Source organism: Caulobacter sp. BE254 (assembly GCF_031457295.1).
In the GTDB taxonomy this organism is placed as follows: Bacteria; Pseudomonadota; Alphaproteobacteria; order Caulobacterales; family Caulobacteraceae; genus Caulobacter.
Genome location: NZ_JAVDWJ010000004.1, coordinates 147,714 through 161,749, shown reverse-complemented (window position 1 = coordinate 161,749; position 14,036 = coordinate 147,714). Strand labels below are relative to the sequence as shown.

The following is a 14,036-nucleotide window of genomic DNA, read 5'->3' as shown; positions in this document are numbered from 1 at the left end:
GGGCCTAACCGCCCACCACCCTCAGGGTCGGCCGCTCGCTGCGCGCGCGGCGCAGGGGCACGTCGAAGTGGAAGGTCGAGCCGGCGCCGGGCGTGCTGTCGACGCCGATCACGCCGCCCATCAGGGCGACCACGTCGTGGCTGATCGCCAGGCCCAGGCCCGAACCCTCGTGGGCGCGGGTCGAGGAGCCGTCGATCTGCGAGAAGATCTTGAACAGGCGCGGGCGGTGCTCCGGCGCGATGCCGACGCCGGTGTCGCGCACCTCGAACCGCAGGCCGGTGTCGGAGGCCAGGACCTCGATCCGCACCGAGCCGTGGTGGGTGAACTTGACGGCGTTGGCGACCAGGTTGCCCAGTACTTGGCGCAGGCGGATCGGGTCGCCGATCCAGGCGCCTTCGCAGCCGGGCGCCACCGCAAACGTCAGGGCGATGCCCTTGTTGGCCGCCGCGCCCGAGAACAGGGCGCAGGTCGCCTCCACCAGGATCTCCAGGTCGAACGGCTCGGCGCGCAGGCGCACGCCGCCGCTCTCCAGCCGGGCCATGTCGAGGATGTCGTTCAGCAGGGCCAGCAGCGCCTGGCCGGAATGGTGGATCACGTCCAGGCGGTCGCGCTGGCGGTCCGGCAGTTGGTCGGCCTGCATGACCTGGGTCATGCCCAGCACGCCGTTCAGCGGCGTGCGGATCTCGTGGCTCATATTGGCCAGGAACTGGGTCTTGGCGGCGTTGGCGGCCTCGGCCTCCTCCTTGGCCGCGATCAGCGCGCTGCGGCTGGCGGACAGCTTGTTCAGCGTGTCGGTGACGCGCAGGAACAGGATCAGGGCGGCCACCACCAGGGCGGCGAAGACTAGGACGATCCAGGGCGCGCCAGCCTTCAGCAGCGACATGCCAGGATCGCGGGCCGGCCAGGCGAAGCCGCCAATCGGCTGTCCATTGATGTCGTGCAGCGGCACGCTGTGGTCGCTGGCCTTGCTTTCGGCCACCAGGACCAGCCCCTCGATGCCCAGGTCCTTCTGCAGGCCGCGGGTATAGGCCGTGCTGACCCGGCGGGCGGTGACCGCGATCGCGGGCGAGGCCGCCTGCTGTCGCGCCGCCAGCGGGGCGGTCTCGGCGATCACGTCGGCGGCGACCACCAGGTAGATCTCGTCGCCCGAACGCACCAGGCCGGAGTCGGTGGTCGAGCCTTCGAGGCTGAAGCGCTTGGCCCTGTGCGCGGCGGTCGCCTTGGCGAGGACGCGGGCGATCAGCGGCTTGGCGTCGTCCGGCAGCGCGCCCAGGGCGCTGGCCGACACCCGGGCCCCGGCCAGGGAGCCGTAGGTCACCTGGCCGTCGCGGACCACGAAGGTCAGGTCATGCTGGAAATACTGGTGATAGTACTCGCCGAAATTGACGTCGGCCCAGGCCATGTCGACCGGCGGGCCCATGGCCTTGGCGGCGTCGTCCCAGACCGTGGCCGAGGTCAGTTCGCGGGCCATGCGCTGCAGGTCGCGCTGGATCGTGCGCTGGACCAGCTCACGCTCGTCCTGGCTCTCCAGGCGGTCCAGCGACTGGGCGGCGAACAGCATCAGGGCCAGGCCGCCCAGCACCGAGACGGCCACCAAGACGACGGCCGCGCCGACGATCCAGTGCAGGGATCGCACGCCGCGCGTCACGGAGGGAGGGTTGAGCCACGTCATGCCGCGATCCTAGCGCATTCGCGGGCCGGTGAAGCCGGGCGCGGCGCTTGGCCGCGGCGGCGCTTCAGCCGGCCCGGCGCAGGTCCTGGCGTTCGCCGCCGCCGATCCTGAAACGGCCGACCAGGGAGACCAACTGGGCCGTTTCGCCCTGCAGCCCGACCTGCAACGAATCCACCGCGCCGGCGGCGATCAGGACGCCCGGGCCGTCGGCGTCATGGCCCTGCGGATGACCATCGACCTGTTCCAGAAACGGCGCGAACCCTAGCTTCACCATGGCGAGACGGGGCCCATGCCACCGGTCCCAAGACTCGCGGCGGTGTTCATTCCATCAAGCGTTCGCGCAAATCTCGATCAGGACAACGTTGTCATTGGAAGATTTTGCCGAATTTTCAGTTTAGACTGCGAACCGCAATCCGTCGGTGGACGGCTTCTTTGACAAGGTGCTACTGAACGCCCGGATATTGCAGTGCGGGATGGGCGTTAAGCTCATTGTCCCAGGCCAGGACGGTTCCAACCAGAGAACCGCCGGTTTTTCACTATCGCAGGGTGAACAAGATATGCCGGTTGATACGCTGACCAAGACGCAATGGGTCTATTCGTTCGGGGGAGGCGGCGCCGACGGCGACGCCAAGATGAAGAATCTGTTGGGCGGCAAGGGCGCCAATCTCGCCGAGATGTCGTCCCTGGGCCTGCCGGTGCCGCCGGGCTTCACGGTGACCACCGAGGCCTGCGTCCACTACTACGCCAACGGCAAGCAGTACCCCGCCGAGCTGAAGGACCAGCTGAACGCCGGCCTGGCGACGGTCGAGAAACTGACCGGCAAGGCGTTCGGCGACGTGAAGAACCCGCTGCTGGTTTCGGTGCGCTCGGGCGCCCGGGCCTCGATGCCGGGCATGATGGACACCGTCCTGAACCTGGGTCTCAACGACGAGACCGTCGAAGGCCTGGCCCAGCTGTCGGGCGACCGGCGCTTCGCCTATGACAGCTATCGCCGCTTCATCCAGATGTACTCCAACGTCGTGCTCGACCTGGAGCACCACATGTTCGAGGAGATCCTCGACGACCACAAGGACCGGCTGGACGTCACCGTCGACACGGCCCTGACCGCCGACGACTGGGCCGCGGTGATCAAGGACTACAAGGCCGCGGTGCGCGAAGCGCTGGGCAAGCCCTTCCCGCAGGACGCCCAGGAGCAGCTGTGGGGCGCGGTCGGCGCGGTGTTCGCCAGCTGGATGAACGACCGGGCCAAGTTCTATCGCCGCATGCACGACATCCCCGAGGCCTGGGGCACCGCCGTCAACATCCAGTCGATGGTGTTCGGCAACATGGGCGAGACCTCGGCCACCGGCGTGGCCTTCACCCGCAACCCGTCGAACGGCGACGGCCGCCTCTATGGCGAGTTCCTGATCAACGCCCAGGGGGAGGACGTGGTGGCCGGCATCCGCACGCCGCAGTCCCTGACCAAGGCGTCCCGCGAGGAGATGGGCGACACCGCTCCCTCGATGGAAGAGGCCATGCCCGAGGTGTTCCAGCAGTTCAAGACCGTGGTCGAGACGCTGGAGCGCCACTACCGCGACATGCAGGACATCGAGTTCACGGTCGAGCAGGGCAAGCTCTACATGCTGCAGACCCGCAGCGGTAAGCGCACCGCCAAGGCCGCCCTTAAGATCGCCGTCGACATGGCCGCCGAAGGCGTGATCAGCCGCGAGGAGGCCATCGGCCGCGTCGAGCCGGCCTCGCTGGACCAGCTGCTGCACCCGACCATCGACCCGACCGCCCATCGCGAGCTGATCGCCAAGGGCCTGCCGGCCTCGCCCGGCGCGGCCACCGGCAAGATCGTCTTCGACAGCGACGCCGCCGAGAAGGCCGCCGCCGCCGGCGAAGCCGTGATCCTGGTGCGCGAGGAGACCTCGCCGGAGGACATCCACGGCATGCACGCGGCGCGGGGCATCATCACGGCCCGGGGCGGCATGACCAGCCACGCCGCCGTTGTGGCGCGCGGCATGGGCCGGGCCTGCGTCAGCGGGGCGGGCGACGTGTCGATCTTCCCCAAGGAAGGCCTGTTCCGGGTGCGCGGCCGCGAGTTCAAGGCCGGCGAGACCATCACCATCGACGGCTCGACCGGCGAGATCCTGGTCGGTTCGCCCAAGATGATCGAGCCGGAGCTGACGGGCGACTTCGCCACCCTGATGGAGTGGGCCGACGCGGCCCGCCGCATGAAGGTCCGCGCCAACGCCGAGACCCCGCTGGACGCCAAGACCGCCCGCCAGTTCGGCGCCGAGGGCATCGGCCTGTGCCGCACCGAGCACATGTTCTTCGACGACACCCGGATCGCCGCGGTGCGCGAGATGATCCTGGCCGACGACGAGGCCGGCCGCCGCGCCGCCCTGGCCAAGATCGCCCCCTTCCAGAAGGCCGACTTCGTCGAGCTGTTCACGATCATGGAAGGCCTGCCGGTCACCATCCGCCTGCTCGACCCGCCGCTGCACGAGTTCCTGCCGCACACGGAGGAAGATGTCGTGGCGGTGGCGCAGGCTACCGGCCTGGACGCCCAGAAGCTGATGCAACGGGCCAAGGAGCTGCACGAGACCAACCCGATGCTGGGCCACCGCGGCTGCCGCCTGGGCGTGTCCTATCCCGAGATCTACGAGATGCAGGTCCGGGCGATTATCGAGGCCGCCTGCGACATCGCCAAGTCCGGCAAGGTCGCGCCGATCCCCGAGATCATGCACCCGCTGGTCGCCAAGGGCGAGGAGATGAAGTACCTGCGCGACTTGACCGACCGCACCGCCAAGGCGGTGCTGGAAGAGCAGGGCGTGGATCTGCAGTACACGGTCGGCACCATGGTCGAGCTGCCGCGCGCCGCCCTGCGGGCGGGCGACCTGGCCGCCAACGCCGAGTTCTTCAGCTTCGGCACCAACGACCTGACCCAAACCACCTTCGGCATTAGCCGCGACGACGCCGGCAAGTTCCTGGGCGCCTATATCGACAAGGGCATCTTCGACAAGGACCCCTTCGTCAGCCTCGACCAGGACGGCGTCGGCGACCTGATCCGCATCGCCGCCGAGCGCGGCCGCGCGGCCCGTCCGGGCGTCAAGCTGGGCATCTGCGGCGAACACGGCGGCGATCCCGCCTCGATCACGTTCTGCGAGAGCGTCGGGCTGGACTACGTGTCCTGCTCGCCCTATCGCGTGCCGATCGCGCGGTTGGCCGCCGCCCAGGCGGCGCTGGCCAACAAGGGCTGATCTTGCAGAAGGGGCTCGTTCGCGAGCCCCTTTTTCGGTCCGCCAACCTCTCTTTCCCACTCATCCCGGCGAACGCCGGGACCCAAGCGGCCTTGGCCGTTTGAGCGCCGCACGCTACTCCAGACTCGGCTTGGGTCCCGGCGTTCGCCGGGATGAGCGGAGGATAGAATGAAGCGGATCATGATCGTGAGCGCGCTGCTGGCCGCGACGCCGGCTTTCGGTCAGACCACCGCCCCCGCGCTCGACCTGCCGCTGTCCATCGACCTGGCCCGCGCCGCGGTCGACGCCTGCGCGGCCAAGGGCGCGGCGGTCAGCGCCAGCGTGGTCGACGACAAGGGCAATCCGCTGGTCGTGCTGCGCGCCCCCGCCAGCCCCAAACCGCCGGTCGCCGCCCCGCGCAAGGCGGCCACCGCCGTCCAGTTCGACGCGCCCGGCAGCGTGATGGAGCCCCGTGAGAAGGCCGATCCCGCCTTCGCCGCCCTGATCAAGGCCGAGCCCGAGCGGCTGAATCCGCACGGCGGATCGCTGCCCCTGCACATGGGCGGCAAGCTGGTCGGCGGCCTGGCCGTGGCCGACACCTCGCACGAGACCGCCGACGCCTGCGCCCGCGAGGCCCTGGCCAGGTTCGCCGGCCAGGTGAACTGAGCCTTGGGCCTGGTGAAGGACATGTGGCGCGTCGGCCTAGTCCGCGCGCCGATGGCGGAGCTGCTGAAACCAGGGGCGCTGGCCGAGCATCCGGTGTCCTGGATCCCCGATCCGGGCCCGCTGTGCTTCCTGGCCGACCCGATGGGCGTCTGGCGCGATGGCCGGCTCCACGTCTTCGTCGAGATCTACGACTATCGCGACCGCGTCGGCGCCATCGAGGTGCTGACCTTCGACGTGGACCTGAACCTGCTGGAGCGCCGGCCCGCGCTCAAGGAACCCTGGCACCTGTCGTACCCGTTCATCCTCGAGGCGGACGGCGAGACCTACATGCTGCCCGAGGCGCACAAGTCCGGGCGGCTGACCCTGTATCGCGCCGTGGACTTCCCGACGAAATGGGCGCCGGTCCAGGCGATCGAACTGGACCATGTGGCCATCGACGCCACCCCCGTGTTCCACGACGGCCTGTGGTGGCTGTTCTACACCCCGGCCACGACCAAGGCCGAGAAGGTCAGCGCCCTGCACTTGGCCTGGGCCGAGACGCTCACTGGTCCCTGGACCCCGCACGCCGGCAATCCCGTCCGCTTTGATTCCTCCAGTTCACGGCCGGGCGGCACGCCGATCGTGGTCGACGGCGCGATCGTGCTGCCGATGCAGGATTGCCGGCGAACCTATGGCGGCGCCATCCGGGCGCTGCGGGTCACCACCCTGACGCCCGACCGTTTCGAGGCCGAGGCCGACGAACCGATCCTGCCGCCGTCCAGCTTCGGGCGGCTGACCGACGGGTTCCACACCTTGTCGGCCGCCGGGCCGGTCACGCTGATCGACGCCAAACGCTTCGAAGTCTCGCCGCGCTCGCTGGCGCTGGACGTCCGGCGGGAATGGAAAAAGCGCGTGCCGGGAAGGGCATGAAGCGCCTTGTCGCCGGGCTGGTCCGCTTGGCGACGACGGCGTCGAACACCTGCAGATAGGCCTCGGCGATCGGGCCGATGCGATAGCTGGCGACCGAACGGGCCAGGGCGGCCGGGTCCGGCGCGGGGGCGTTCAGCACCTGGCGCAGACCCTCGGCCAAACCCTCGGCGTCGCCGATCCGAGCCACGCGACCGTGGAGGCCGTCGCTCAGCAGGTCGCGGGCCGCGGGCGTGCAGTCGGTGCTGACCACCGGCCGGCCCGCGCCTAGGGCCTCGACGATGACCGCCGCATAGCCCTCGTACCAGGAGGTCAGCAGGAAGGCGCGGGCCGCCTCCAGCCAGGGGCGGATGTCGGGAACATAGCCAGGCAGGCGCACGCGGTCGGCCACGCCCAACTCGGCCGCCAGGGCCTCCAGCTCGGCCCGACGCTCGCCTTCGCCAACGATCACCAGCTCGGCGTCGGGATCGCCCAGCAGGGCGAAGGCGCGCAGGGCGATGTCGAAGCCCTTCTCCTTCACCAGCCGGCCGGCCGCGAGGATGGTCTTGCCCTCCGGGGGCGGGGTGAAGGCGTGGTCGTCGTCGTCCAAGGCGGGAAGAGCGATGCGCTGGGTAATGCGCCGCCCCAGGACGCGGTTGGCGTCCTCGGTCATGTCGTCCGACAGCGAGATCGCCTGGTCGACGCCGCGCAGCTGGCGGCGGGTCTTCAGGTTGTAGGGGATCTGGGCCAGGACGCCGCGTCCGTGGCGATAGAGCGGGGTGCCGATCTGGGCGACGACGCCCGGCCGCTGGTCGGCGGGCAGGGCGTCGATGGCCGGCAGGATCGGCCAGTGATAGTTGCCCGGCACGAACAGGATGTCGGGCCGGTGTTGGGCCACATAGGCGGCCGCCGCATTCCCCAGGGCCTTGCGCGAGCCCGGGCCGCGCGGAATGGGCGGATCGGCCTCGACCACCTGGACCCCGGCGTCGATCATCTGCGCCAATGGACCTTGGCGCGATCCGCAGAACAGGGTCACTTCGCGGCCGAGCGCCGCCCAGCGGTTGGCCAGCCGCACCGCGATCCGTTCCGACCCGCCCAACGGCAGGTCATGCAACACGATCGCGATCGTGCGCGCCTTGTCGCCCATCCTACGGTCCCCCGACCTCGACGTGATGGCGCGTCGGGCGCGGGACGAACCGCGGATCTCCAAGCTCCACTAAAGAGCAGACGTCGCGGACGCGGAGGGACCGGAACGGATTTGTCGCGGCGGCGAGAGAAATCGCAGCGCCGCTTTCACGGCCTTCAGGCGGGGAGCCTGGCCTTCTCGCTCCACAGGTCCAAGTCGGCTTCGCGGCCGATCAGGGCCAGGCCCGAGGCGATGGATTCGAACTCGCCGCCGCCCTCGATCTTCGCCGCCCCGAAGCGACGCACGAAGATCTCGCGGACCGCCGGCACGAACGAACTGCCGCCGGTCAGGAACACCCGGTCCACCCCGTCGGGACCCAGGCCCGAGCGCTCCAACGCCTGGTCGACCGCGGTCTCGATGGCCTTCAGCTCCGGGGCGATCCAGCGCTCGAAATCGGCGCGCTGGACGGTCTTCTCGATCAGCACCGAGCCGGCCTCGAAGCGGAAGACGGCGTCTTCCTGGCTCGACAGCGCCTCCTTCAGCGACGAGACGGCGCGGTAGAGGGCGTAGCCGTGGTTGTCGTCCAGCACCTCGATCAGCCGGGCGATCTTCTCGGGCTCCATCGCGGTGCGTTGCAGGGCGCGGATGTCGCGCATGTCCTTGGAGGCCCTCAGCAGGGCCAGCTGGTCCCAGCGCGCGAAGGCGGTATAGTAGCGCTGAGGGATCGGCAGGCGATTGTCGAACGCCCTGTAGAGGCTGCCCTTGCCCAGCTCCGGCGACACCAGCTGGTCGATGATCCGGTAGTCGAAGGCGTCGCCGGCCAGGCCGACGCCCGACCGCGCCAGGGCGGTGGAGCGCAGCTTCCCGGCGTCCCGCTCGAACCGCACGATCGAGAAGTCGCTGGTGCCGCCGCCGAAGTCCGCGACCAGCACCGTGGCGTCCTGCTTCAGCTGGCGGGCGAAGAAGAACGCCGCCCCCACCGGCTCGTAGGCGTAGCGGATGTCGGTGAAGCCCAGCCGCCGGAAGCCGGCCTCGTAGCGGGCCAGGGCCAGGGCCTCGTCGGGATTGCCGCCGGCGAAGGTGACGGGCCGGCCGACGATCACCCGCGGCGGCAGGGTCTCCATCGCCGCCCCGCCGTGCGCCTTCAGCTTCAGCAGGAAATCGGCCAGCAGGTCCTCGAACAGATAGCGCTTGTTGAGGATCTTGGTCTCGGTGAAGGCGGCGCTGGCGGCGAAGGTCTTGAACGACTGGATGAAGCGGGTCTCCAGCGGGTCCTCGACATAGGCCTCGATCGCCCAGGGGCCGGCCTCGGTCACCAGCTCGTTGGGCCGGCCGTTGGCGCCCATGACCGCGTGGAAACTCAAGGCCGAGCGGAAGGCGAAGATGTCGCCGCCGGCGGTCGGGAACCGGACCAGCGTGGCCGGACCGTCGCCATGGGTCATCGAGACCACGGTGTTGGTCGTGCCGAAATCTATGCCGATGGTCGGGCCGATCGTCGGGCCGATCGTCGCTGGGGCGGCGGACGTCATGGGAGAAGCCTGGGCGGGAGGAGGGCAGGGTTCCTAACCCTCCAGGCGCTGGCGTCAAGGGTGCGGGCTTTCAAAGCCCAATGCCGGGCGAAATTGGCGCCGGCATGACCTACGGACGTTCCAAGGCGTGCTTGATCCGGGCGATGATGACGGTGCGAACCGATACGCGATATTCGACGGCCCGCCGCGCCGCGTCCGGGTTCTTCGCGATCAGGAAAGCTTCAAGACGAGAGAGGTCGTGCTTGGCCCGAGCGGTCAGCCGGCCCTCACGGCTCATTTGCGTTTCGCGAGTCCAGCCTCGACGTTCGCGCGAAACTCGGCGATGGCGTCTTCGGCGGCGTATGACACGCCGGTGCGGTCGTGCTCATCCAGCGCCGCCAGGGCTTCCGACCAGTCATCGTCCAAGGCTTGGTCGAGCGCCTGCAGAGCGTAGGTTTCGAGCGATACGCCCGCAGTCGGCCGCCGCCTTGAGCTTGGCCGCGCGTTCGGGGTCCAGATGAACGTCAGCGCCGTCGGCCATGCGAGGAGGATCGCGCCGGTCGGCCGTGACGTCAATGTCGCCGCATTGACTTCCCCGCCCGCCTCCTGTCGATACGCCCCTCAACAGGAAGGGCTTGGCCTTGGAAGACTTCGACGTCGTGGTGCTGGGCGCCGGCGCGGCCGGCATGATGTGCGCCATCGAGGCGGGCAAGCGCGGCCGCAAGGTGCTGGTCGTCGACCACGCCAAGGCCCCCGGCGAGAAGATCCGCATCAGCGGCGGCGGGCGCTGCAACTTCACCAACGTCAACACCGCGCCGGCCAACTTCCTGTCGGCCAACCCGAAGTTCTGCGTCTCGGCCCTGCGGCGCTATCGTCCGAGCGACTTCATCGCCCTGGTCCAGCGCTACGGCATCGCCTTCCACGAGAAGACCCTGGGCCAGCTGTTCTGCGACGGCTCGGCCAAGCAGGTCATCGAGATGCTGCTGACCGAGATGGACCAGGCGGGCGTGACGCTGCGCCTGGAGACCGAGGTCAAGGGTGTGGCCAAGGACGGGGAGGGCTGGCGCGTCAGCTTCTCCAACGGGCCGGTCGCCTGCCGCTCGGTCGTGGTCGCCACCGGCGGCAAGTCGATCCCGAAGATGGGCGCAACCGGGCTGGGCTACGAGATCGCCCAGCAGTTCGGCCTGAACATCGTCGAGACCCGTCCGGCTCTGGTGCCCCTGACCTTCGAGGTCAAGACCCTGGAGCGCCTGGCGCCGCTGTCGGGCGTGGCCCTGGACGCGGTGGTCTCCAGCGGCAAGACCAAGTTCGCCGAGGCCATGCTGTTCACCCACCGCGGCCTTTCGGGCCCGGCGATCCTGCAGATCTCGTCCTACTGGCGCGAGGGCGGCGAGATCAGCGTGAACATGGCGCCGGGCGTCGACGTGTTCCAGGCCCTGCGCACCGCCCGGACGGCCACGCCCAAGCGGGCCCTGTCGACGGTGCTGGGCGAGCTCCTGCCCAAGCGCCTGGCCCAGCTGATCGCCGAGGACGCCGGCGCCTACGGCAATCTGGCCGACTGCTCGGACGTGCTGCTGCGCGGCGTGGCCGCGACCGTCAACGCCTGGACGTTCAAGCCGGTGGGCTCAGAAGGCTATCGGACGGCGGAAGTGACCCTGGGCGGCGTCGACACCGACGGCCTGGACTCACGGACCCTGGAGGCCAAGGCTGCTCCGGGCCTGTACTTCATCGGCGAGGTGGTGGACGTCACCGGCTGGCTGGGCGGCTATAACTTCCAGTGGGCCTGGGCGTCGGGATGGTGCGCGGGGCAGGCGGTTTAGAAGTTCCTCCCCCCATGGGGGAGGCGATCGCGAAGCGATCGGTGGGGGGAGTTTAGGCTGGTCGATCCGGCTTGCGGTCGAGGCCGTGGTACTCCCCCCTCCGTCGTCCCGAAGTCGGGACGACACCTCCCCCACAGGGGGAGGGCTTGGTTCAAACTACTTCTTCTTGAACGGCGTCTTGCCGCCCGGCTTCTTGCCGAAGGCGGGCTTGGGGCTGCCGAACGCCGGCTTGCCGCCGAAGTCGCCCTTGGCCTTGAAGGGCTTGGGACCCTTGAACGGCTTGGCCGGACCGGCGCCGGCTTCAGCGCGGGGCTTCCGGAACGGCTTTTCCGAAGCCGCAGCGGCGGGATCGTAGGGAACGCTCTCGCGGTCGGTGCGCGGTGCGCGGCGCGGGGCGGCCTCGGCATAGGCGCGCGGGGCTTCGTCACGCGGCTTGAACTCGCGCTTGGGAGCGTCCGAACGGGGACCCTCCGCGCGGGGCTTGAAATCCCGCTTCGGCGCCTCGTCGCGGTCGCGCGGCTTGTAGTCGCGCTTGGGCTCTTCGTTGCGCGCATACGGCTTGGCGTTGCTGACGCCGTCGGCGCCGAACGCGGATGGACGCGGCGTGTGATCGCGCGAGCCCGGGGCGTTGGCGCGCGGGGCGCGGTCGTTGTCCCGGGGCGGGCGCGGGGCGTATTCGCGGCGCGGCGCGTCGTTGTCGTCGCGAGGGGGACGCGGCGCGTACTCCTTGCGCGGGCCGGCGTCCCGGGCGGCCGGAGCCGTGGTCGGGGTGATGGTCACGTCGTCGCGCACGGTGGCCTGGACGGCCGCGCCGAACTTCACTTCCGCCTCGGCCGAGATCTCGAACTTGGTGTCGTAGTCGAAGATCCGGATCGAGCCGATGTCCTTCTTAGTGATGTGGCCCAGGCGGCAGATCAGCGGGATCAGCCACTTGGGGTCGGCGTTGTTGCGCCGGCCGGTGTTGAGGCGGAACCAGGCCGAATTGCTCATGTCGGCGCGCGGTTCGCGTTCCGGACGGTCATCACGGCCGCCGAAGTCGCGCGGACCCCGATCGGCGAAGCGGTCGCCGCTGTCGTTGGAACGTTCGCCGCGAACGCGCGGACCCGGGTCGGCGCCGTGGCGCGGATCGTCGTAGATCTCTTCCGGGGCCGGCAGCTTGGCGCGGCGGGCGCGGATCAGGGCGGCGGCCAGTTCCTCGGGCGTGCGCTTTTCCAGCATGGCCGCGACCAGGCCGGCGTCGTCCTCGTTCGAGGGCTCGGCGAAGATCGGGTCGTCGAGCAGGCGCTCCTGGTCCTTGACGCGGATCTCGTCGGCGGTCGGGGCGCCGCCCCACTGGCCTTCGACGCCGGCCGCCATCAGCAGCTGTTCGGCCTTGCGGCGGCGGGTGTAGGGCACGACCAGGGCGCTGACGCCCTTCTTGCCGGCCCGGCCGGTGCGGCCCGACCGGTGCAGCAGGGTGGCCTTGTTGACCGGCAGCTCGGCGTGGATGACCAGGCCCAGATCGGGCAGGTCTAGACCTCTAGCCGCAACGTCGGTGGCGACGCAGACGCGGGCATGGCCGTCGCGCAGGGCCTGCAGGGCGTCGGCGCGCTCGCGCTGCGACAGCTCGCCCGACAGGCCGACCACGGCGAAGCCGCGCTCGCGCAGCTTGCTGTGCAGCGCGCGGACGCTTTCGCGGGTGTTGCAGAACACCAGGGCGCCGGGGCTTTCGAAATAGCGCAGCAGGTTGACGATCGCGTGCTCGGTCTCGTTGGGCGCGACGCGGACGGCGCGATATTCGATGTCGCGGTGCGGCTCGTTGCGGCCCAGGGTGTCGATGCGCAGGGCGTCGTTCTGGTAGCTCTTGGCCAGTTGCACGATCTCGCGCGCCAGGGTGGCCGAGAACAGCAGGGTCCTGCGCTCCTTGGGGGCGGCGTCGAGGATGAACTCAAGGTCCTCGCGGAAGCCCATGTCGAGCATCTCGTCGGCCTCGTCGAGAACGGCGACCTTCAGCTCCGACAGGTCCAGATGGCCGCGCTCGATGTGGTCGCGCAGACGTCCGGGGGTGCCGACCACGATGTGGGCGCCGAAGTTCAGGGCCCGCTGCTCGCGGCGAGCGTCCATGCCGCCCACGCAGTTGACGACCACGGCGCCGGCGTCGGCATAGAGCCAGGTCAGCTCGCGATTGACCTGGATGGCCAGCTCGCGGGTCGGGGCGATGACCAGGCACATCGGGGCGCCGGCCTTGGAGAACTTCTCGGCGTCGCCGAGCAGGGTGGTGGCGGCGGCGAGACCGAAGGCGACGGTCTTGCCCGAGCCGGTCTGGGCGCTGACCAGCAGGTCGCGGCCCTCGGCGTCGGCTTCCAGCACGGCGGCCTGGACGGGAGTGGGCTCGAGATAACCTTGAGCGGCAAGAGCCCGCTCAAGAGCGGGGTGGGAAGCGGGGAAGGGCATGCGGGTCCAGTTCGTTTCAAGCGGACGGCGCACACACAAACGCGCGCGGCCCGCACCACGACCAAATACGACCCCCAAATGGACCGTGTTCTTGGTCAATATCTTCAGAGAATAGACCTTTTTCGCCGGGATGCCGATGAGGCGCGCCGAAATACGGTCCGATGGGCGGCCTAAGGAGGCCAAAACCGTCCGGAAAGCAAGGGTCGAGGGGAAATAATGCTGCGGTGCGGCGAAATGGCCGCGCGACGCGGGGCGGGCCCGCAACGCAAAACGCCCGGGGCTCGGCCCCGGGCGCTTCGCCGACCTTCCCCGCGGGCGGGGAAGAAACCTAGCGGTTGCGGACGCCCGTGACGGTCAGGGCGGCCTGGTTGCTGTTCAGTTGGCCGACCGCCCCGGCGACGGCGTCGCGGTGGCAGGACGAGGCGGCCACGACGCGCTTGAACTCCGGGAAGCTGTGGGCGTCGGCGCCGCAGGCTTCCAGGGCGGCGGTGTTGATGCGGCGCATCAGCACCTGGGCGTCGCGGGGGTTGTTGAGGTCCAGCTTGGACTTGGACACCGGGATGCTGACGGTTTCGACGCCGACGGGCGCGGCGACCGCGAACGGCGCGGCGGCCAGGGCCAGGACGGCGACGGTGGAGGCGAGCAGGGTCTTCATGGATCGACTTCCCTAGACTTTCGCGGCGTCTTGGGGCGCCGCTCGGC

General features: G+C 69.7%; 12 protein-coding genes. 4 read left to right on the top strand and 8 right to left on the bottom strand.

Going from position 1 to position 14,036, the window contains the following annotated elements; genetic code table 11:
• Positions 1–4 precede the first annotated feature (4 nt).
• Positions 5–1,672, bottom strand: coding sequence for an ATP-binding protein (locus J2X41_RS09675; RefSeq protein ID WP_310081457.1), 1,668 nt, complete (start codon positions 1,670–1,672; stop codon positions 5–7).
• 64 nt (positions 1,673–1,736) lie between these two features.
• Complete coding sequence (locus tag J2X41_RS09670) at positions 1,737–1,946, bottom strand: hypothetical protein (RefSeq protein ID WP_310081456.1); 210 nt, start codon at positions 1,944–1,946, stop codon at positions 1,737–1,739.
• A gap of 283 nt (positions 1,947–2,229) precedes the next feature.
• Here J2X41_RS09670 and ppdK point away from each other — a divergent pair, with 283 nt between their 5' ends.
• From ppdK to J2X41_RS09655, 3 genes are all read left to right on the top strand, one after another.
• Positions 2,230–4,917 carry a pyruvate, phosphate dikinase gene (gene ppdK / locus J2X41_RS09665; protein ID WP_310081454.1) on the top strand — a complete coding sequence of 896 codons (2,688 nt, stop codon included), beginning with the start codon at positions 2,230–2,232 and terminating at the stop codon, positions 4,915–4,917.
• Between the two features lie 168 nt (positions 4,918–5,085).
• Entirely contained in the window at positions 5,086–5,562 is a 477-nt protein-coding gene (locus J2X41_RS09660; protein WP_310081453.1) for a heme-binding protein, read from the top strand.
• 12 nt (positions 5,563–5,574) lie between these two features.
• Positions 5,575–6,471, top strand: a complete 897-nt coding sequence (locus J2X41_RS09655; protein WP_404979922.1) for a hypothetical protein — start codon at positions 5,575–5,577, stop codon at positions 6,469–6,471.
• Here the strand turns inward: J2X41_RS09655 and J2X41_RS09650 are convergent.
• From J2X41_RS09650 to J2X41_RS09635, 4 genes are all read right to left on the bottom strand, one after another.
• Positions 6,374–7,594 carry a glycosyltransferase gene (locus J2X41_RS09650; protein WP_310081449.1) on the bottom strand — a complete coding sequence of 407 codons (1,221 nt, stop codon included), beginning with the start codon at positions 7,592–7,594 and terminating at the stop codon, positions 6,374–6,376. The two genes, J2X41_RS09655 and J2X41_RS09650, sit on opposite strands and share 98 nt — an antisense overlap.
• Before the next feature lie 155 nt (positions 7,595–7,749).
• Positions 7,750–9,102: an Hsp70 family protein gene (locus tag J2X41_RS09645; RefSeq protein ID WP_310081447.1), complete on the bottom strand. Its 1,353-nt coding sequence runs from the start codon at positions 9,100–9,102 to the stop codon at positions 7,750–7,752.
• Between the two features lie 109 nt (positions 9,103–9,211).
• The gene (locus J2X41_RS09640) at positions 9,212–9,379 is read right to left on the bottom strand and encodes a hypothetical protein (protein WP_310081445.1); all 168 of its coding nucleotides are present in this window, start codon (positions 9,377–9,379) and stop codon (positions 9,212–9,214) included.
• Positions 9,376–9,657 (bottom strand): hypothetical protein, encoded by a 282-nt coding sequence (locus J2X41_RS09635; protein ID WP_310081443.1) that lies wholly within the window; start codon positions 9,655–9,657, stop codon positions 9,376–9,378. Before J2X41_RS09635 ends, J2X41_RS09640 begins: the two co-directional genes overlap by 4 nt.
• Positions 9,658–9,722: 65 nt before the next feature.
• On the opposite strand from J2X41_RS09635, the gene J2X41_RS09630 reads away from it, so the two are divergent.
• A complete protein-coding gene (locus J2X41_RS09630; RefSeq protein WP_310081767.1) occupies positions 9,723–10,901 on the top strand; it encodes an NAD(P)/FAD-dependent oxidoreductase in 1,179 nt (392 codons plus the stop codon).
• Positions 10,902–11,057: 156 nt separating this feature from the next.
• Here J2X41_RS09630 and J2X41_RS09625 read toward each other — a convergent pair whose 3' ends face one another.
• Complete coding sequence (locus J2X41_RS09625) at positions 11,058–13,334, bottom strand: DEAD/DEAH box helicase (protein WP_310081441.1); 2,277 nt, start codon at positions 13,332–13,334, stop codon at positions 11,058–11,060.
• Between the two features lie 328 nt (positions 13,335–13,662).
• On the bottom strand, positions 13,663–13,989 hold the full coding sequence (locus tag J2X41_RS09620; protein WP_310081438.1) for a UrcA family protein: 327 nt from the start codon (positions 13,987–13,989) through the stop codon (positions 13,663–13,665).
• Positions 13,990–14,036: the final 47 nt, after the last annotated feature.